We start from the raw sequence: 19,537 nt of genomic DNA, 5'->3' as shown, positions 1-19,537 counted from the left end.
TCCGGGGGCCCCGAGGCGGAACCACCGGGTCAGGGCGCCGTGAGCCTGATCCAGCCGCTGAACGTCCTGGTGCGGCGCGCGCCCTCCTTGGCCGCCGGCTCGCTGCTCACCACCACCCCTCCGTCGTCGGTCAGCCCGAACACGGAGACCAACCCCGTCGGGTCCACCGCGGTGGCGGGCTGGCCGACGACGAAGCCGCGCAGGTCGGTCCAGTCCGGGGCGAACCCCCCGTCCGGCGCGACCTGCCGGACCACGCTGACGCCGCCGCCCCGGTTGGCGGTGAAGACGTCCATCCGCCCGTCCCGCAGCGGTGGGCGGGGCGCGTCCGAGGCGGCCGGCGCGCCGACCCCGCCCTGGCCGGAGATCGTCTCGGGCCTCGTGCTCCAGCCCCCGTCGGGGAGCTGCCAGGTGTGGCCGACCGACCCGGCGCGGTCACCCTCCCTGTTCTCCGCCAGCCGGTAGAAGACGTCCTGCCTGAGGTCGTGGCTCCTGGCCGTCGACGGCGGCCCGGCGGGCTCGAACGAGACCAGGTCGGGTTGCGGCGTGAACGGCCCGATGGCCTTGCCCCTGCCCTGCGACGGCGCGGACCAGCGCCGGATGCGGCCGATGCCGTTGTCCGTCGCGTAGCCGAACACGTCGACCCCGCCGGAGCGGTCCAGCCCCACCGCGACGCCCTCCTGGAGCCCCCAGCCGCGCGCGTCCTCCCAGGTGCCGGCGAACGCGCCGTTCGGCTCGACCTGGGCCAGCACGCTCAGGCCGCTGCCGCCGTTCTTGACGAACACGTGGATCAGCCCGTCCGAGGTCAGCCCCGCCACCGGCGCGCTCACCTGCCCGGCCAGGTCGCCGCCCCGGTTCGGGTTGCCCAGCGCGGCCCATCCGGTGAAGGCGCCGTTCGGCTTGACCTGCCACGCCGAGACGATCTCGTGGTCGTCCAGCCGGAGGGCGAACACCTGGAGCCTGCCGTCCTCGTTCGCCGCCACCGACACCCCCGGCGCGAGCGGGCCCGGCACCTCGTGGACCAGGGGGTCGGACCACCGGCCCGAGCTCTTGCGCCACCACGTCACCAGCCGGTTGCCCTGGACGGAGAAGACCTGCGGCCGGCCGTCCAGGTTGACCCCGGCCCACGTGGTGCCGGTGGCGTGGCGGTGGACCATCCGCTTGGTCCAGGCCAGGTAGGGGTCACCCGTCGAGGTGCCGACGTCCCAGCGGTCGTAGGACTCGAAGACCTCCTTCTTGGCCTTCCGCCGGGTGTCGTCCAGGTTCACCTGGAGGTACTGCGTGTTGTAGGCGCGGTAGGGCGCCAGCCGCGTCACCGGGCGGCCGTCCGGTCCGTCGTAGCCCCGCACCGCCTCGGTCGTGAAGCGGGCGCAGATGACGTGGTCGCAGTGGTCGTGCATCCACTCGGGGTTCTCGTACCGGGGATCGGGGTCGGCGTCCAGGGTGCGGACCACGGTCGGCCGCAGCCGGGCGAACAGCTCGCGCAGCACCCCGACCAGGTGGGCGCGGTCGGGGTACCAGGTGCGGGTGTCGGGTCCGTACAGCCTGGTGCCGCTGGGCACGATGGTGCGCGAACCGCGCCGGTCGGACCACAGGTGGTTCAGGCTCGCCCCGAGCAGCTCCGGGGGAGAGTTCCCGCTGCCGTCGGGGACGGTCACGTCCTGGCTCACGTCCCCGAACTCCGGCAGGTCCAGGAACACCAGCCTGAGGTCCGGGCGCGCGTCCAGGGTGTGCACCTCGACGGTGAACCGGCGGTCGCCGAACGCGAGGACGACCAGCTCCTCGGTCCACCTGTCGGCCACGCCCGCCATGCGCGCGTGCGCGGCCCGCGCGCCCAGCTGCCGGCACCGGGCGTAGTCCTCCCGGTCCAGCTCGTCGTCGTCCTTGCACTCCTCGCACGGCGGGTCGCCCGGCCTCCCGGGCCCGGCCGGTCGGGTCGCCTCGCCCGCGGTGAGGAAGATCGTGGCGTTCGGCCGGCCCGCGGTGATCGCGTTCGCCAGGTCGGGGTTCAGGAAGAGGATGTCGTCGTCGGCGTGCGCGACCACGTTGACGTAGGACGCGGTGGGCTCGGCGGTGGGCGGGTTCACGGTGACCTCCCGGCGGTGGTGGGCTGTGGTACCGGTTCGCGGATCGGTCCAGCCCCACGATGGTGCGGTCACGCGCCGCCGGGCGACCGGTTTGTCGCACGACGGGGCAGAAAACTACCCGGTGAGGTGAGGTGCCGGCGTCCGGAGAAGTCCACACAGGACGAAACGGGGGTTTCGCCCGGGGCGTCCACCAGCCTGACTTCCTTTCCACACCAGGTGGAATCCCGGTGCGTCCGAATGCGGGCACTTCGCGGTTCCCGGCCACGCGGTGCAACGTTTTCGGTTTACCTTGCGATCGTCAGGTGTGCGTCGAGACGGGTGGGGGTCGGGGTGACGGGCGGATCGGTTCCGCGAGAGGTGCTCGACACCCACCGCGCCGGGGAGCGGGACGGCCGGGAGAAGTGGCGGGTCCGCATCCGGCGGGCCGAGGACGGCCGGGTGCTGGGCGCGGGGGTCCTGGTGAGCCGCACGAACGTCCTCACCTGCGCGCACGTGGTGGCCGACGCGGAGGAACTGCTGGTCGACCCGGTGGAGGTCCCCGGCGCGCCGTCCTCCCGCGCCCGCGTCGTCGACGGGTTGTGCGTCCCGGAGGCGGAGGGGCCGCGCGGGGACGTCGCGCTGCTGCGGCTGGAGACGCCGCAGCCCCCTGGTCACGTCGCCGCGCTGCGGCGCATGGCGTTCACCCGCGACCGGCCGGTGCACGCGCAGGGCTTCCCCCGCGGCCTGGACAACGGCGTGTGGACCAGGCTGACGCTGTTCGGCCACTCGGGGGCCGAGTGGTTGCAGATGAACCTCCGGACCGAGACCGAGCAGCAGGTGCGGGTCGGGTACAGCGGGGCCGGGGTGACCGACGACGCGACCGGCGCCGTGCTGGGGCTCGTGGTCGCCAAGTACCGCGACAGCGCGGCCGGCCTGTCCTGGATGATCCCGGTGGAGGCCGTCGTCGCGCACCTGCCGGTGGTGGAGAGGTGGGTCGTCGGCGACACCGGGATCGACCCGCTGTTCACCGACGTCTCGGCGGCGCCGGCGGGCAACGCCGACTGGGTGCGCGAGTGGCTGCGCCACCGCGGCCGGGGCGCGGCGGTGCTGGTGGTGCTGGGCCCGGAGCTGTTCGCGGTGCGGCAGGCGGTCGCGGCGTCCGGCGTGCGGTCCGACCGCGGCGACCCGGGCGGCGTGGACCTGGCGCTCGACGTGAGCGGCCGCACGGTGGACGAGGTGTCGCGGCGCATCGTGGACCGCGCGGGCCTGCCCACGTCGGCGGTGGAGAGCGCGAGCGACCGGCTGCGGGCCGACGCGCCCCCGGTGACGATCGTGCTGGACGGCGTCGACGAGGCCGAGGAGCCCGCGGCGCTGGTGGAGGAGGTGATCCGGCCGGTGCTCGACGGCGGCGGCCGGATCGTGCTCGGCTTCCGGCGCGACGACTCGGCGGGGCTGTCGGCGGCCGGCGCGCTGGTCGCCGGGTTCGTGGCGGAGCGGTTGGAGGCGCTGGCACGGCGCATCGACGTGCTGCCCGCCGACACGGACCTGCCGCTGCGGCTGATCGTGCTGCGCCAGGCGGTCAAGCGGTCCCCGGTGCTCGCCGCCCGGCGGCTGGACCAGTTCGAGAGCGCGGTGGAGCGGGCGGAGCGGCGGGCGCGCAAGGCCCGCGCGGTGGACGACGCACGAGGGTTGCTGGAGGCCACGCGCGCCGGCGCCAACGAGGCCGGGCTCGACGAGGACATCGTGCTCGCCGGGCTGTACCGGTTGGCCGACGAGGCGCTGAACGCCGACCCGCCGGACCGGGCCGCGGCGATCGCGGCGGTCCGCACCTACCTGGACGCGGTCCGCCGGGCCCGCGAGGCCGGGGGAGCGGCACCGGCGGGTGAGCCGGGTGGCGCGGGGAGGTCCGAGGAAACGGGTGGGCCCGGCGGACGGGGTGAGCCCGGAGGACGGGGTGAGCCCGGCGGAACGGGTGGGCCCGGCGGAGCGGGGAAGGCGGGGCGACCCCCGGGAGCGGGGCGGGCACGCCGAGCGGAGGAGGACGGATGACGGCCTGTGCCCGACCGGGGTGCGCCGGCTCGATCGACGAGACCGGGTACTGCGACACCTGCGACCTCCCGCCGCTCCTCGTCGCGCCACCGTCCGCCACCCCGCCGTCCGCCGGCCGGTCGACATCGGGTCGGCGCGGGTCGGGTCGGCGCGGATCAGGGCGGGGCGGGTCCGGGCGGCGCGGATCAGGGCGGCGTGGATCAGGGCGGGGCGGATCGGCCGGCCCGGTCGGCTCGGGGGCCGTGCCCCCCGCCGGCGCGGGCGCGGCGCGGCGGCCGGACGTGGCCGACGACCCCTTCCCGCTGCCCGACTTCGCCTTCCCGGACCCGGAGAGCCTCGTGCTTCCCGACCCCCGCGTGCCCGAGGGCGTGCGCCGGTGCGCCAACGAGGCGTGCCCGGACCGCACGAGGCTCCCGCCGAAGGACGTCGGCCACTGCCTGTCCTGCGGCACCCCGTTCTCGTTCCGGCCGAGCCTGGCGCCCGGCGACGTGGTCGAGCAGCGGTACGAGGTGTGCGGCCCCATCGCGCACGGCGGCCTGGGCTGGGTCTACCTGGCCAGGGACAGCAGGCTCAACGATCGCTACTGCGTCCTCAAAGGACTGATCGACGCCTCCCACGCGGCCCTGACCGCGTTCGAGGTCTGGGCGCTGACCCAGATGGACCACCCGAACATCGTCGGCATCTACAACTTCGTCAAGCACCCCGACGAGCGCACCGGCAAGGTGCGCGAGTACATCGTGATGGAGTACGTGCCGGGCCTGCCGCTCAACGTGGTGGCCACCGCGGCGCAGCAGGGGAACAGCCGGTTCGACGAACCGCTGCTGACCGAGCACGTGATCACCTGCGGCCTCCAGGTCCTCGCCGCGCTGGGCCACCTGCACGAGCGGGACATGCTCTACTGCGACCTCAAGCCGGACAACGTGATGATCCGGCCGGCCGACCGGAGCGACCCGGACACCCGGATCAAGCTGATCGACCTCGGCGGCGCGCGGCAGGCGGGCGACACCAGCAGGCCCATCGTCATCACCCGGCGCTACCAGGTGTCCGCGGAGGAGATCTCCGCGCGCGGGATGACCGTCGCCTCGGAGATCCACACCGTGGGGGAGACCCTCAACCAGCTGTACCGGGCGACCTCCGACCACACCGGCCAGGAGGTGCCCGCCGAGCGGCACGGGCGCGAGCAGCAGCGGATCGCGGTGGGCATCGAGTCGTTCAAGCTGGTCTGCGCGCGGGCCCGGCACCCGGAGCCCGAGCGCCGGTTCGCCGGGGCCGCGGAGATGGCCCGGCAGCTGCGCGGGGTGCGGCGGGAGATCGCCTCCCTGCGCGACGGCGTGCCCCGGCCGGAGCCGTCGGCGCTGTTCGCGGACAACGCCGTGCTGCTGGACGCCGGGCTGGGCGCGGTGCCGCCGCTGACCCGGTGGACCCGCCGGGCGGCCGACGTGCCGCTGGGAGCGCTGCCGCTCGACATCGGGACGCCGACCCCGATCGCGGTCGCCACCGGGCTGCCGATGCCCCGCCCGCGGCCCGACGACCCGGCCGCGGACGTGCCCGCGCCCCCCGCCACCGAGGACGCGCCGCGGCTGCTCGCCCAGCTCAAGGCGACCGGCCTGGACACCGCGGAGGTGGCGTTCGCCCGCGTCCGCGCGGGGCTGGCGGCCGGCGAACCCGACGCCGCGGCGGCGGGACTGGCCAGGGCACGCGAGCTCCAGGGGGACCGGGACTGGCGGCTGCGGTGGCACGAGGGCCTGGTGGAGCTGGCCGCGGCGGACACCGCCGCCGCGCGGTCGCACTTCGAGGAGGTGCGCCGCGCGCTGCCCGGGGAGATCGCGCCGGAGCTGGCGCTGGCCTGCTGCGCCGAGCTGCTGGGGACCCCCGAACCGGCGGAGCCCTACTACCTCGCGGTGTGGCGGCGCGACCGCTCGGTGGTCAGCGCCGTGTTCGGGCTGGCCCGGGTGCACCTGGCGCGCGGTGACCGGGCGGGCGCGGTCGCGCTGCTGGACGAGACGCCCGACGTCTCGCGGCACCACGACGCGGCCCGGATCGCCGCCGTGCGGGTGCTCAGCGGCACGCTGCCGGGCGACGACCACCCCACCGGGCCCGACCTGGACGACGCCGCCGCCCGGCTGGGCGCGCTCTACCTCGACGGCGGCGAGCCGGCGGGCGAGTCGCGCACCCGCCTGGAGACCGTCGTGCACGAGGCCAGGTTCGGCCTGCTGCCCGCCCCCGAGGCGGCCGGCCGGGCGGGGGACGACCTGCGGGCGCTGCTGGAGCGGGCCTACCGCGCGCTGGCCCGGCAGACCGCCGACCGGGGCCACCGCTCCGACCTCGTCGACCTGGCCAACGAGCACCGCCCGTTCACCTTCCGCTGACCGCGACGGAGAGACCGTGGAGCACCGAACAGACTTCGACCTGCACGTCAGCCAGAACCAGTACCTGTCCCCGGCGGACCGGGAGGTGCACGCCGCCCTCGTGGTGACCGCGCGCGGCGAGGCGTCCCCCGGCGCCGAACCCGAGGTGGCGCAGGTGATCCTGATCGACTGCTCGGGCTCGATGTCGTTCCCGATCACCAAGATCGGCGCGGCCCGGCAGGCGACCAAGGTCGCCGTCGACGCGCTGCGCGACGGCGCGCTGTTCGCCGTGGTCGAGGGGACCGAGCGGGCCCGGCAGGTGTTCCCCCTCAAGGGGTTGGCCGTCGCCGGCCCGGAGACCCGGCGGGCCGCGAAGGACGCGGTGAACCGCCTGTCCGCCACCGGCGGCACGGCCATCGGGACCTGGCTGACCCTGGCCGGGCGGCTGCTGCGGGAGCACCCGACCGCAGTGCGGCACGTCATCCTGCTCACCGACGGGCGCAACGCCCAGCACGAGGGCGAGCTGGAGCGGGTGCTCGCGGAGTTCGGCTCGGACTTCACCTGCGACGCGCGGGGCATCGGGGCCGACTGGCTGCCCACCGAGCTGCTGCGCATCGCCGAGGCCCTGCACGGCACGGCCGACGCCGTCCGCGCGCCCGCCGACCTGGCCGCGGACTTCGCCGCCATGACCCGCGTCGCCATGGGCAAGCTCGTGCCGGAGCTGCGCGTGCTGGTCCGGACGACGGCGGCGAGCCGGCTGGACTTCCTGCGCCAGACCCACCCCTCCGAGGCGGACCTGCGCGGTGAGGTGGTGGACGAGCGGACCACCGCGTTCACCACCGGCTCGTGGGGCGCGGAGAGCCGCGAGTACCACCTGCGGCTCACCGTCGACCCCACCGGCCTGCCGCACGGCAGCGGGGTCCGGGTCGCCCGGGTGGACCTGGAGGCGCGCGCGCCGGGCGCCACCGCGTTCACCAGGGTGGGCGAGGCGTCGTCGGTGGTCGTGCACTACACCGACGACCTGGAGCGCTCCAGCCGGATCGACGCCAGGATCGCCCGGTACACCGGGCAGACCGAGCTGCGCCAGGCGGTGCTGGAGGGCGGCGTGGCGCACGACCGGGGCGACCGGGAGGCCACCGCGGCGGCCTGGGGGCGGGCGGTCGCGCTGGCCACCGGGCTCGGGAACCGGAAGGTGCTGGAGCGGCTGCTGCGCCTGGTCGAGGTCGTCGGCGCGCCGGAGGAGGGCGTGGTCCGGGTCAGGGAGGGCCTCGCCACCGAGGACCTGCTGTCCGTGGCCGTGGGCTCGACCCTGTCCGGCCTGGCCTCGGAGTCGGTCGCGGGTCCCGCGACCGCGTCGCCGGTCGTGGCGGCGGGTCCCGACGTGACCTGTCCGGAGTGCTCGCTGCGGTGGCCCGCCGGGTCGGCGTTCTGCGGGGACTGCGGCAGCCCGATCGCGGTCTGAGGCGGGGGCCCGCCGGGGCCCGGTCGTCCCGAGGCCCCCACGACCGCCTCAGCGCCGGTACGGGTCCTCGGGCACCGGGAGCCGGTGGTGCGGCGCGAGCCCCCGGAACCAGGTGTCGTACGCCTGCTCCAGGCTGCCGTCCCGGCGCATGTCGTCGAGCACGCCGTTGACGAACCGGAGCAGGTCCTCCTGCTCGCCGCTCACCGCGACGGCCGCCTTGGTCGTCACCGGGCTGCGGTGGTCCAGCAGCACCGTGCCGGGGTCCTGGGCCTGGTAGCCGTGCAGGATCAGCACGTCGGAGTAGACCGCGTCGACGAGCCCGCGCTGGAGCAGCATCAGGCAGTCGCTGGTGTCGTTCACCGCCACCGGGACCAGCTCCCGCCGCCCCTCCAGGCGCTGCCGGTCCCGCACGTCGATCATCTCGTCGCTGTTGGTCGTGCCCCCGCCCGAGCACACCTTGCCGCCGGCCAGGTCCTCCGGTCCGGCCACGCCCGACAGGCCCGCCCGGACGAGCAGGCCGCTGTGGGTCCGCATGTAGGGCCGGGAGAACCGCAGGTCGTGCGTCTCCACCCGGCAGGCCGTCACGCTCACGCCGGCGATCACCAGGTCCACCTCGGGGACGTCGGCGAGCCGGTCGTCCCCCTCCTTGGCCGTGCGGTTGGCCCCGGTGTCCAGGGAGTACAGCCGGCCGCCGGTGGGCAGGCCGATCATGCGCAGCCCCTCGTCACCCGCCGGCACGCCCAGGGCGGCCGCGATCCGCCGGGTGATGTCGATCTCCAGGCCGGACAGCTCGCCGGTGATCAGGTCCCGCTTGCTGCGGAACTGCCCGGTCTGGCTCACCCCGACCCGCAGGCCCTGCTCGCGGACGCGGCGGACGTGGGGCCCGTCGGGTCGGCCGTCCGGCCCCAGCGGGCCGGTGGCGGGGTCGAGGCTGTCGGTCGGGGTGTTCGAGCAGGCGGCGGTGCGCTGGGGGTTCTCCTGGTACCCCGGGGGCAGTTCGAGCGCCGACCCGGACGGCAGGGTGGGGGTGGGACCGGGGACCTCGATGGGCGCGGCGCACGCGGTCAGGCAGGCGAGGGCGGCGACGAGGGCGAGGGCTCTGCTCACGTGTAGTACTCCCTGATCCGGACGCCGAGGCCGAGCACGGCGGACACGACCGCGGCGAGCAGGAGCGCGAGCACGACCGCGTCCCAGTTCGCCAGGGTCGCCTTGGCCGACCCGGCGGAGTCGGTCGCCACCGCCCGGTGCTCGTCGATCAGCGCGGTCAGCCGGGCGTCGAGCTGCCCGCCGAACGTGTCCGCGCTGCCCGGGACCGGGTCGATGATCAACTTCACCAGCTCGGTGAACACCGGCGGTCCGGCGTCGACGTCGCCCCGGACCCGGCCGAGCAGGGCCTGGTCGTGCTCGCGCCACGCCCGCATCGCCGCGAGGGCGACCTCGTCACCGCCCGCGGCCGTCACGCGCTCCTCGATCCCGGTGAACGTCTCGTCCAGCTCGGACACGTCGCCCGCCTTGGGGAAGATCAGGATGCGGGCCTCGGCCTCGTCCGCCTCCCGGCCGAGGTTGCGCGCCTCGGCCAGCGGCCCGACGATCGACAGCTCGCGCTCGCCGACGGCGCCGCGGGCGGCGACGAACCCGATGACGATGCCGCCGCCGAGCAGCGCGACGCAGGTCAGCGCGGTGGCCAGGGCCAGCCCGGGGTTGACCCGGCGACGGGTCCGGCGCGTGACGGACACCTGCGCCGCGACCAGCGCGACGAGCGTGGCCACGCCGGAGAGCAGGGGCAGCCACGGCACCGCGCCCGCGTCCCGCTGCGCCCGCACCACCGCGTCGCTCTGCGCCGCGTGCAGCCGCTCGGCGACGGGCAGGATCTCGGTGCGCACCAGCGCGGAGGCGTTGGACAGGTACGAGATGCCGACCGGGTTGCCCGCGTCGCTCTCGGTCCAGCCGATCTCCACCAGCCGGGTGTAGAGCGGCAGCACCCGGGACAGCAGCCAGACCTGGTCGTAGGCGTCGTCCCCGGTGCCCGCGCTCCTGGACGAGGAGATGTGCAACGCCTCGGTCGCGGCGGAGACGTCGTCGCGGAAGCGCAGCCGCAGCGGGGCGCTCCGCTCGGGGTTGACCAGCACCGCGTTGAGCGAGTGGGCGTCCGCGTCGGCCATGGCGCGGTACACGTCCAGCGCCGACGCGGTGAGCACCGCCCGCCGCTCCGCCGCGTCCGCGGCCCGCTCCTGCCGGAGGTCCAGCGCCGCCCACCCGGAGAAGGCGGTGAGCAACCCCAGGACCGAGATGAGGACGGCGAACGCCAGGAACCTGTGCTCGGTCCGCTCCACCACACCGCGTAATCGCGTTCGGATGACCGGCAACCCACCTCCCGGGGAGTGCGTGCGCGCTGATCACCAGGGTGTCGTCCGCGCCCGGGATTTCGTTACCGGCACCCGGCCGTGTCCGGCGCGCACTTCGTCAAGTCGGGCCCCGAATTCGACGTTTCCCGGATACCGGCGCGCAGGTGGAGGTGACATGATCGTGCGGTAACCGGTGGGGACTTCACGGTCGAGCGCGGGCGTCCGGGCCACGAGCCGCGGCCGGGGCGCACCGTTCCCGGGTCGCCGTCGCGACGACCGCACGAGGAACTGGGGGCGCTTCGACATGGGTCTCAGGTTGCTCGGCCCGGTGGAGCTGGTGCTGGACGGCCGCTCGCTCGACCTGGGCGGCCCGCGCCAGCGGGTCGTGCTCGCGGTGCTCGGCCTCAACGCCAACCGCGTGGTCCCCGTCGACCAGCTCATCGACGCGGTCTGGGGCGTCAACCCGCCGTCGACCGCGCGCGGCCAGGTCCAGATCTGCATCTCCGCGCTGCGCAAGCTGTTCGGCGACGCGGGCCGGTCCGGCGCGATCGCCACCCGCCCGCCCGGCTACCTGCTGCGGCTGGACGCCGACGAGGTGGACAGCCTCAGGTTCGCCGAACTGGTCGCCGCCTCCCGAGAGCAGGCGGACGCTGGCGCGCCGGCCGAGGCCGCCGCCACGCTGCACGCCGCGCTGGAGCTGTGGCGTGGCCCGGCCCTGGCGGACATCCCGAGCGACCTGGTGCGGCGCACCGCCACCGTGCTGGAGGAGGAGCGGCTGGCGGCCCTGGAGGCGCGCCTGCGGCTCGACCTGGTCCTGGGCCGGCACCGCGACGTGGTCGGCGAGCTGCACGCCCTGGTCGACGAGCACCCGCTGCGCGAGCGGCTGCACGGGTTCCTGATGCTCGCGCTGTACCGGGCGGGCCGCCAGGCCGAGGCGCTGGAGGTGGGCCGCCGGCTGCGCGCCGTCCTGGTCGAGGAACTGGGCCTGGAACCCGGCCGGGAGCTCCAGGACCTGGAGCAGGCCATCCTGCGCCGCGAACCGGCGCTGGGCGAGGCCGAGCCGCCGCCCCCGCCGCCCGTGCTCGCCCCGCCGCCCGCGACCGAGCGGCCCCCGCCCCCGGTGGAGGTGGTGCCCCGGCAGCTGCCCGCCAGCATCGCCGACTTCACCGGGCGCGAGGAGCAGCTGGACGAGATCATGCGGCTGCTGGACGTCGACGGCCGGGACCCGCAGACCTGGGGGATGCCGATCGTCGCCCTCTCGGGCAAGGGCGGCGTCGGCAAGTCGACCCTCGCCACCCGCGCCGCGCACCAGCTCAGCGCCCGCTACCCGGACGGCCAGCTCTACGCCGACATGTGCTCGGCCACCGCGGGCAACGACCACACCGCCAAGCTGCTGGCCCGGTTCCTGCGCGCGCTGGGCGTGCCGGGATCGGCGGTGCCCGAGGACGTGGAGGAGCGCGTCGAGCTGTACCGCAGCACGCTGTCGGGCAAGCGGCTGCTGCTGGTGCTCGACGCCGTCGCGGACGAGGCGAAGGTGCTGCCGCTGCTGCCGGGCAGCGCGTCCTGCGCGGTGGTCGTCACCAGCCGGGTGCGGCTGAGCGGCCTACCGGGCGCCCACCACCTGCACCTCGACGTGTTCGACGCGGCCGGGTCCCTGGACCTGCTGACCCGGATCACCGGCCCCGGGCGGGTCGAGGCCGAGCCGGGCGCGGCGGCCGAGCTGGTCCGGTTGTGCGGAGGGTTGCCGCTGGCGCTGCGGATCGCGGGCGCCCGGCTGGCCTCCCGCCCGCACTGGCGGCTGGCCGGCCTGGTCCGCCGGCTGCGCGACGAGGCCGGGCGGCTGGACGAGCTGGCCCACCACGGCCTGGAGCTGCGGCCGACCTTCGCCATCACGCACCGGGTGCTCGACGAGGGCGCCCGGCGGCTGTTCCGGCTGTGCTCGCTGGTCAGCGCGCCGGACTTCCCCGGCTGGACCGCCGCCGCGCTGCTGGACACCACCGCGGCGGACGCCGAGGAGGTGCTGGAGAGCCTGGTGGAGGCGCAGCTGGTGGACATCGTCCAGTACGGCGGCGCGTCACCGCGCTACCGGCTGCACGACCTGCTCCGGGTCTACGCCGCGGAGCAGCTCCAGCGGGACAGCACCGAGGAGGAGCGCGCCGCGGCGCTGGGCCGGGTGCTGGGCGGGTGGCTGGCGCTCGCGGAGGAGGCGCACCGCCGCGAGTACGGCGGCCACTACACCATCCTGCACGGCGGCGCGGCGCGGTGGCGGCCGGACGCGCGCGAGCTGGACGACCACCTCGGCGAACCCGCGCACTGGTGGGAGGGCGAGCGGCGGGCGCTGGTCGCCGCGGTCCGCCAGGCGGCCGGCGCCGGGCTCGACGAGCTGTGCTGGGACCTCGCCCTGACCTCGGTGACCCTGTTCGAGGCCAAGGGCTACTTCGACGACTGGCTGGAGTGCGCGCGGGTGGCCCACGAGGCGGCCCGGCGCACGGACAACCGGGTCGGCATGGCCGCGATGAGCTACTCGCTGGGCACCCTGCACATGTTCCAGACCCGGCTCGACGAGGCGGAGGAGTGCTTCGCGGACGCGCTGGAGCTGTTCCGCGCCGCCGGCGAGGAGCACGGGTGCGCCCTGGTGCTGCGCAACTCCGCGCACGTCGACGCCCTGCGCGGGGACACCGCGTCGATGGTGGCGAAGTACACCGAGGCGCTGGCCACCCTGCGCGAGGTCGGGGACCGCATCGGGGAGGCGCACGTCCTGCGCGGCATCGCCAAGCACCGGCTGGACGAGGGCGACACCGAGGCGGCGGCCCGGCTGCTGGAGCGGGCGCTGGCGATCACCAGGGAGACCGGGTGCCTGCGGGTCGAGGCGCAGGTGGCGCACCGGTTCGCCGAGCTGCACCTGGCCACCGGCCGGCTCGACCTGGCCCGCGACGCGCTGCACCGGGTGCTGCGCATCGTGCGGGACAACGGCGACCGGATCGGTGAGCTGTACGCGCTCTACGGGCTGGGTTCGCTGCGCCACCGCGAGGGGCGGCTGGACAGTGCGGAGACCACCCTGGGGCACGCGCTGGACCTGGCGCGCCGGCTGGGGGAGCGGTTGATCGAGGCCAGGTCCCGGTACTCGCTCGGGGAGGTCGCGCTGGCCCGGGGCGACGCGGCGGGTGGGGTCGGGCACCTGCGCGCGGCGGAGGAGCTGTTCGACGGGCTCGGGTCGGCGCTGGGGCGGGCCGGGGCGCTGGCGCTGCTGGCCGAGGCTTTGGGCGCGACCGGGGACCGCGCGGAGGCGGAGGAACTGGTGGAGCGGGCGTTGCTGCTGCTGGCCGACGCCGATTCCGCCGAGGCCGTGCGGTTGGTGGCCCGGCTGCGGGAACGCCTGGTCGGCGGGGCGGTCGTGCGCGACCTGGTCTGACCTCGCGAGCCGGGTGCCGGGCGTGCGCGGGGAGCGGGTGCCGGGCGTGCGCGGGGAGCAGGTGCCGAGGTCGGCCGCCGGAGCCGGCCGCCGGAGCCGGCCGCCGGGCGTGCGCGGCCGGGGTTGACCGCCGGCGTACACCCGGGCCGGCCGCCCGCGTGCGCCGGACCGGGCGTTGGCGTGCGCCGGGGTCGGCCGCCCGCGCGGCGCCCCGACCGGCGGCGTGCTCACCAGTGCGTGTCGTCCGCGCGCACCCGGCGCTCCTGGCTCCAGTGGGTGTCCTCGGTGCGGTCGGGCACCGCCGACGCGGTGGTGGGCGCCGGGGCGGCGACCGCGAGCGGGGCCGTGGTGGCGGCCAGGCCGATCGCGAACGCGGTGAGCGAGGACTTCAACACCGGAATCGCCTTCTCTCCGTGAACCGTGGTGCGGGGAACCGCGCTGCCGGGAACCGTGGTGCCGGGAACCGTTGTGCGGTGCAACCAGTGGACACCCCGGTTCCTTCCCCGCGCCTTCGATCGCCTTGAGCCGGGTGCCGCGGCACCGATAGCGCGTGGAAAGCGGATCGACAGAACGCTCCCGCACCGTGGTCCTCACACCGGCCAGGACGACCGCGGAAGGGAGCGCACCACCATGAACGGTTTCCCCGGACACCACAGGCGACACGACGGCGCCGACCCCGTGGACGCCCTGGCCGAGCGGCTGATGACCGGCGGCGGCGTCGAGGCGGCGCTGTCGTCGGTGGCCGCGCCGGAGCACCGCGCGGCGGTGCTGGCCGCGCTGTCGGCCCGGTACCTGCTCGCGCCCGGCGTGGTCACCGCGTCGGTCGTGGGTGCCGGGCGGGCGGTGCGGGCGCAGCTGGACGCCGTGGCCCGGCACGTGCCCGGCACCAGCCACGTCGCGGTCCGCCTGCTCGACGGCGAGCCGCTGGACCGCGACCTGGTCGACCGGCTGCGGCGGACGGGCATCGGGCTGTCCGTGACCGCCACGGCGGGCGAGGCGGTGTTCGGGGCGACCCTCGTGGTGGTCACCGACTTCGCCGACCCCGACACCTGGCCCACCCACCTGCCCGGCGGCTCGGTGCTGGTCAACGCCACCGGCGACGACCTGCCCCCGGCCGTGACCCGCGTGGCGGACCTCGTGTTCGTCGACGACCTGGGCCTGCTGCGCCCCGGCGGACGCCCCGTCGAGGCGGACCTGCGGCAGGTCGTCACCGGCGAGTGCGCGGGACGCACCAGCGCCGACCACGTGCTGCTCGTGGAGCTGCTGACCGAGGGTCGGCAGCCCGGACCACCCCTGGAGGGACTCCCCGTGTCGACCGAGAACGAGATCAAGCGCTTCGTCGTGACCAGCTTCGCCCCCGACCTCACCCCCGACCAGCTCCCGTCCGACCTGGACCTGCTGGACAACGGCGTGGTGGACAGCCTCGGCCTGCTGCGCCTGATCGCGTGGGTGGGCGAGCGCTACGGCATCCCGGTCGAGGAGAGGGACATCTCCCCGGCGCAGTTCAGCTCGGTGGAGGCCATCGGCGCCTTCATCCGGGAATCACGCAGCTTCGTCTGAAGCGGACACCCCTCAAGCAGACAGAACGACACCGCGGACAGGAGAGGTTCACGAGCATGATCGTGCGGGCCAAGGCCGGCGTGACCGGCGTCGACTGGGGGAACGGGCTCAGCTACCGGCTCCTGGTGGAGAAGGACAACATGGGCTTCACCGTCGCCCACACCGTGGTGAAGGCGGGCTCGAAGTCCCCGCTGCACTACCGCAACCACCTGGAAGCCTGCTACTGCATCTCGGGCCGGGGGCAGGTGATCGACGCGGACGGGACCGCCCACGACATCGAGCCGGGCGTCATCTACGCCCTGGACCGGCACGACCAGCACTTCCTGATCGCCCACCCCGAGGCGGACCTGGAGCTGATCAGCGTCTTCAACCCGCCGCTGCGCGGGGACGAGCGGCACAACTTCGACGCCGACGAGTTCTCGCACTACTGACCGGTCACGGGTGGGTGCGGGGAGCGTCCCCGTTCCCCGCACCCACCCGCCGACCCGACCACAGGAAGGACCGCAGTGTCCACACGCGACGAGTTGTTCTCGCTCTCCGAAGAGGTGGCCGACGCGCTGGCCTCGGGGTTGCCGGTGGTGGCCCTGGAGTCGTCCGGCGTGGTGCAGGGCCTGCCGCACCCGCTGAACCTCCAGACCGCCCTCGACCTGGACAAGACCATCCGCGCGGGCGGCGCCGTGCCCGCCCGCACCGGCATCGTCTCGGGCCGGTTCGTGGTGGGCATGTCGGACCGGGAGGTGGAGTTGTTCGCCACCACGCCGACGGTGCCCAAGGTCGGCGCCCGCGACCTCGGCCCCGCGCTGGCCGGCGGCGGGCACGGCGGCACCACGGTCTCCGCGGCGCTGGTCGCGGCCGGCCGGCTGGGCATCGAGGTGTTCGCGGTCGCGGGCATCGGCGGCGCGCACTTCGGCGCGCAGCGGAGCTTCGACATCTCCGCGGACCTCGTGGAGTTCACCCGCCACCGCGTCGCCGTGGTCTGCGCGGGCGCCAAGTCGCTGCTGGACCCCGCGCTCACGCTGGAGTACCTGGAGACCGCGGGCGTGCCGGTGGTCGGCTACCGCTGCGACGACTTCCCGGCCTACTACAGCGTCTCCAGCGGCGAGCGCAACCCGCGCCGGGTCGACGACCTGGCCGAGCTGGTGGCGGGCGTGCGCCTGCACTGGGCGGTCGGCAACCCCGGCGGCTTCCTCATCACCCACCCGATCGACGCCGCCGACGCGCTGCCCTCCGACGAGGTCTACGCGCTGGTGAGGCAGAAGCAGGCCGAGGCCGAGGCGGCGGGGGTGCGCGGCAAGGACATGACGCCCGCGATCCTCAGCGCGGTCGGCAAGGCCACCCGGGGGCGCACCGGCGAGGCCAACCGCTCGGTGCTGCTGTCGACCAGCGCGCTGGCCGCGGAGGTGGCCGTGGCCCTCAAGGAGCGGTCGTGAACACCGCGGTCCTGTTCGACGTCGACGGCACGCTGGTCGACACACCGGCCGGCATGACCGTCGTCCTGCGGGACGTGGTGGCGGAGTTCGGCGGCGCGGCGGACGAGCCCCGGCTGCGCGCCACCGTCGGCCGCCCGCTGGTCGCCTCCCTGGCCCTGCTGCTCGACCTGCCCGCCGACCACCCCGACGCGGCGCGCGCCGCCGACCGGGCGCGGGCGCTGTTCACCGAGCGGGTCGTCCCGGTGGCGACCGACCTGGTCTTCCCCGGCGTGCCCGAGCTGCTCGCGGAGCTGCGCGAGCACGGGCACCGGCTCGCCGTGGTCACCAGCAAGGTGCACCGCAGCGCGGTGGAGCTGCTGGAGGCCACCGGGCTGCTCGGCCACTTCGACGCGCTGTCCTGCCACGGCATGGCCGAGCGCGGCAAACCGCACCCCGACCTCGCCCTGCTCGCCGCCGACGCGCTGGGCGTGCCGCCGGAGCGCTGCGTCGTGGTCGGCGACGCCGTGGACGACGTGCTGATGGCGCGCGCCGCGGGCATGGACGCGCTCGGCGTCGCCACCGGCGTCGCCACCCCCGACCAGCTGCTGACCGCGGGCGCCCGAGCGGTGCACGCCGACGCGGCCCGGCTCGGCGAAGTCCTGGTACCGCTCGGCTCCCCCCAGAGGTGATCCCCATGACCAGCACCCGCACCGGAACGGTGCGCGCGCGCTCGGCGAACGCGACGCTCGCGATCCTCGCCGTGGCCCAGTTCCTCATCGCGCTCGACTACTCCATCGTCTACATAGCACTGCCCAGCGTCGGCGCGGAGATGGCGCTGACCGAGAGCTCCGTCCAGTGGGTGGTCAGCGGCTACGCGGTGTTCTTCGCCGGGTTCCTGGTCGTCGGCGGCCGGGCGTCGGACCGGTTCGGGCCGCGGAACCTGTTCATCGTGGCGATGCTGCTGTTCGGCGTGGCCTCGCTGGTGGGCGGGCTCGCGCCGGGCGCGCCGATGCTGCTGCTGGCCCGCGCGGTGCAGGGCGTGGCCGCCGCGGTGCTCCAGCCCGCGGTGATCGCGCTGATCAACACCTCGTTCGCGGCGGGACCGGCGCGCAACCGGGCGCTGGGCGTGTGGGGCACGGTCGGCGCGTCCGGGCTGGCCGCGGGTGTGGTCATCGGTGGCCTGCTGACCACGGTGTCGTGGCGGTGGGTGTTCCTGATCAACCTGCCGCTGGCGGTGCTGTGCGCGCTCGCCGCGCCGAGGCTGCTGCCGCGCAACACGACCGCGGGCCGCGAGCGCGGCGGGCTGAACGTGCCCAGCGCGGTGCTGTGCACCGGCACGGTCCTGTCCGCGGCGCTGGCGCTGACCCAGGCGTCGGGCAGCGGGTGGACCCACCCCGGCACGCTGGCCGCGTTCGGCGCGGCGGCCGTGCTGCTGGCCGCCTTCGTGCTCCAGGAGCGGCGCAGCGACCGCCCGCTGGTGGACCCGGTGCTGCGGGCCACCCGCTCGCTGCTGGTCGGCTGCGGCGCCACCGCGCTCTACATGGCCAGCGTCGGCAACCAGTTCTTCGTGGTGACCCTGCTGGTGCAGCAGCTGCGCGGGTACGACCCGCTCGCGGCGGGCCTCGCGTTCCTGCCCATGGCGGTGGCGATCGCGGTGGCCAACTCCGTGGCGGCCCGCATCGTGGCCGCGATCGGCGTGCGGGCGACGCTGGCGCTGGCGTTCGTCGCCGACGCCGCGGGCCTGCTGCTGCTGGCCCTCCAGGTGCACGGCGACGGCTACGTGCTCAACCTGCTGCCCGGCCTGCTCATCACCGGCTTCGCCCACGGCGTGACCTACGTGTCGATGTTCATCGCGGGCACCGCCGACGTGGCGGACCGCAACCAGGGCACCGGCAGCGCGTTGATGACCACCTCGCAGTACATGGCGGGCGCGCTGGGCGTGGCGGTGCTGGTCCTGGTGCTGGGCGTCGAGCCCGGTCCCGACGCCTTCGCCTGGGCGTTCGTCACCACGGCGATCGCGGCGGCGGGCGGCGCGGTGCTGGCCTGGTTCGGGCTGGCCCGGCGCGAGCGGAGCCGGTCGTGAGGGGCCGGGCCTGGGTCGCGCGGCTGGGGGTGCTGGTCGTGCACAACGACCCGGTGGTCGAGGCGGAGCTGTGGGACATGGCCCCGCCCGGGGTGACCGTCCACGCGGCCCGCTTCGAGAGCCCCACCAGCACCGGCGCGGAGTACACCAGCGAGTCCTGGGAGCGGGTGGTGAACGCCCCGGACGTGCGGCGCGGTCTGGTCCAGCTCGGCCAGCTGGACGTCTCGGCGATCTGCCTGTGCTTCGGCTCGGCCAGCTTCTTCGGCGGGCTGGGGTTCGACGACGGGTTCGCCGCCGCGGCGGTCGGGCTCACCGGCGGCACCCCGGTCTACACCGCCGGGCAGGCCATCCGCGCCGCGCTGACCGAGGTGGGCGTGCGCCGGCCGATGGTGCTCGCGCCGCCGTGGTTCACCGAGCCGACCTTCGCCGCGACCGGGTCCTACCTGACCGCGTCCGGGTTCGAGCCGGCCGCCCTGGTGCCCTTCCGGCTGGGGGCGCGCTGGGACGGCGTCGAGCGGCACCGGCTGTTCGACCGCGGCGGGCGCTGGGACGTCGACCCCGACGAGGTGCGCCGCCAGGTGGTGGCCGCGTTCCCGGCCCACGCCGACGGCGTGCTGCTGCCCGGCAGCGGGTTCCGCTCCTGGGAGGCCGTGGACGCGCTGGAGCGGGAGCTCGGCGTGCCCGTGGTGACCTCCAACCAGGCGTGCCTGTGGCGGTTGCTCGACCTGACCGACCTGGACGCGACCGTGCCCGGCGCGGGTGGCCTGCTGGCCGCCCGCCGGTAACCCGGTCCGCCCCGACCCGAC

General features: G+C 75.5%; 14 protein-coding genes. 10 read left to right on the top strand and 4 right to left on the bottom strand.

Going from position 1 to position 19,537, the window contains the following annotated elements; genetic code table 11:
* Window positions 1-29: 29 nt before the first annotated feature.
* A complete protein-coding gene (locus ACFP3R_RS21965) occupies window positions 30-2,084 on the bottom strand; it encodes a PIG-L family deacetylase (RefSeq protein WP_380638245.1) in 2,055 nt (684 codons plus the stop codon).
* 357 nt (window positions 2,085-2,441) lie between these two features.
* Here ACFP3R_RS21965 and ACFP3R_RS21960 point away from each other — a divergent pair, with 357 nt between their 5' ends.
* From ACFP3R_RS21960 to ACFP3R_RS21950, 3 genes are all read left to right on the top strand, one after another.
* Complete coding sequence (locus ACFP3R_RS21960) at window positions 2,442-4,112, top strand: S1 family peptidase (RefSeq protein ID WP_380638244.1); 1,671 nt, start codon at window positions 2,442-2,444, stop codon at window positions 4,110-4,112.
* A 242-nt stretch (window positions 4,113-4,354) separates the two neighbouring features.
* Window positions 4,355-6,481, top strand: coding sequence for a tetratricopeptide repeat protein (locus ACFP3R_RS21955; protein WP_380638243.1), 2,127 nt, complete (start codon window positions 4,355-4,357; stop codon window positions 6,479-6,481).
* 16 nt (window positions 6,482-6,497) lie between these two features.
* Entirely contained in the window at window positions 6,498-7,922 is a 1,425-nt protein-coding gene (locus tag ACFP3R_RS21950; RefSeq protein WP_380638242.1) for a VWA domain-containing protein, read from the top strand.
* 48 nt (window positions 7,923-7,970) lie between these two features.
* Here the strand turns inward: ACFP3R_RS21950 and ACFP3R_RS21945 are convergent, their stop codons facing one another.
* Together ACFP3R_RS21945 and ACFP3R_RS21940 are read right to left on the bottom strand one after the other, a co-directional pair.
* Window positions 7,971-9,029, bottom strand: coding sequence for a transporter substrate-binding domain-containing protein (locus tag ACFP3R_RS21945; protein ID WP_380638241.1), 1,059 nt, complete (start codon window positions 9,027-9,029; stop codon window positions 7,971-7,973).
* Complete coding sequence (locus ACFP3R_RS21940) at window positions 9,026-10,288, bottom strand: hypothetical protein (protein WP_380638240.1); 1,263 nt, start codon at window positions 10,286-10,288, stop codon at window positions 9,026-9,028. The genes ACFP3R_RS21945 and ACFP3R_RS21940 overlap by 4 nt, the downstream gene beginning before the upstream one ends.
* A 283-nt stretch (window positions 10,289-10,571) precedes the next feature.
* On the opposite strand from ACFP3R_RS21940, the gene ACFP3R_RS21935 reads away from it, so the two are divergent.
* Window positions 10,572-13,679 carry an AfsR/SARP family transcriptional regulator gene (locus ACFP3R_RS21935; protein WP_380638239.1) on the top strand — a complete coding sequence of 1,036 codons (3,108 nt, stop codon included), beginning with the start codon at window positions 10,572-10,574 and terminating at the stop codon, window positions 13,677-13,679.
* Between the two features lie 227 nt (window positions 13,680-13,906).
* Here ACFP3R_RS21935 and ACFP3R_RS21930 read toward each other — a convergent pair whose 3' ends face one another.
* The gene (locus tag ACFP3R_RS21930; RefSeq protein ID WP_380638238.1) at window positions 13,907-14,074 is read right to left on the bottom strand and encodes a hypothetical protein; all 168 of its coding nucleotides are present in this window, start codon (window positions 14,072-14,074) and stop codon (window positions 13,907-13,909) included.
* Between the two features lie 235 nt (window positions 14,075-14,309).
* Here ACFP3R_RS21930 and ACFP3R_RS21925 point away from each other — a divergent pair, with 235 nt between their 5' ends.
* From ACFP3R_RS21925 to ACFP3R_RS21900, 6 genes are all read left to right on the top strand, one after another.
* A complete protein-coding gene (locus ACFP3R_RS21925; RefSeq protein WP_380638237.1) occupies window positions 14,310-15,239 on the top strand; it encodes a phosphopantetheine-binding protein in 930 nt (309 codons plus the stop codon).
* A 56-nt stretch (window positions 15,240-15,295) separates the two neighbouring features.
* Window positions 15,296-15,670, top strand: a complete 375-nt coding sequence (locus ACFP3R_RS21920) for an ectoine synthase (RefSeq protein WP_380638236.1) — start codon at window positions 15,296-15,298, stop codon at window positions 15,668-15,670.
* A gap of 75 nt (window positions 15,671-15,745) precedes the next feature.
* Entirely contained in the window at window positions 15,746-16,669 is a 924-nt protein-coding gene (locus tag ACFP3R_RS21915) for a pseudouridine-5'-phosphate glycosidase (protein ID WP_380638235.1), read from the top strand.
* Window positions 16,666-17,337 (top strand): HAD family hydrolase, encoded by a 672-nt coding sequence (locus ACFP3R_RS21910; protein ID WP_380638234.1) that lies wholly within the window; start codon window positions 16,666-16,668, stop codon window positions 17,335-17,337. The genes ACFP3R_RS21915 and ACFP3R_RS21910 overlap by 4 nt, the downstream gene beginning before the upstream one ends.
* A 5-nt stretch (window positions 17,338-17,342) precedes the next feature.
* Window positions 17,343-18,731 carry an MFS transporter gene (locus ACFP3R_RS21905; RefSeq protein ID WP_380638233.1) on the top strand — a complete coding sequence of 463 codons (1,389 nt, stop codon included), beginning with the start codon at window positions 17,343-17,345 and terminating at the stop codon, window positions 18,729-18,731.
* Window positions 18,728-19,516: a maleate cis-trans isomerase family protein gene (locus ACFP3R_RS21900; RefSeq protein ID WP_380638232.1), complete on the top strand. Its 789-nt coding sequence runs from the start codon at window positions 18,728-18,730 to the stop codon at window positions 19,514-19,516. Before ACFP3R_RS21905 ends, ACFP3R_RS21900 begins: the two co-directional genes overlap by 4 nt.
* Window positions 19,517-19,537 lie beyond the last annotated feature (21 nt).

The organism is Saccharothrix lopnurensis, assembly GCF_042658445.1.
GTDB classification, from domain to species: domain Bacteria; phylum Actinomycetota; class Actinomycetes; order Mycobacteriales; family Pseudonocardiaceae; genus Actinosynnema; species Actinosynnema lopnurensis.
This window is presented reverse-complemented; position numbering and strand designations above follow the sequence as displayed.

Excerpts from the sequence above, each read along its gene's own strand:
- ACFP3R_RS21925 (WP_380638237.1), top strand. The coding sequence starts at position 14,310 with ATGAACGGTTTCCCCGGACACCACAGGCGACACGACGGCGCCGACCCC.
- ACFP3R_RS21920 (WP_380638236.1), top strand. The coding sequence starts at position 15,296 with ATGATCGTGCGGGCCAAGGCCGGCGTGACCGGCGTCGACTGGGGGAAC.
- ACFP3R_RS21935 (WP_380638239.1), top strand. The coding sequence starts at position 10,572 with ATGGGTCTCAGGTTGCTCGGCCCGGTGGAGCTGGTGCTGGACGGCCGC.
- ACFP3R_RS21905 (WP_380638233.1), top strand. The coding sequence starts at position 17,343 with ATGACCAGCACCCGCACCGGAACGGTGCGCGCGCGCTCGGCGAACGCG.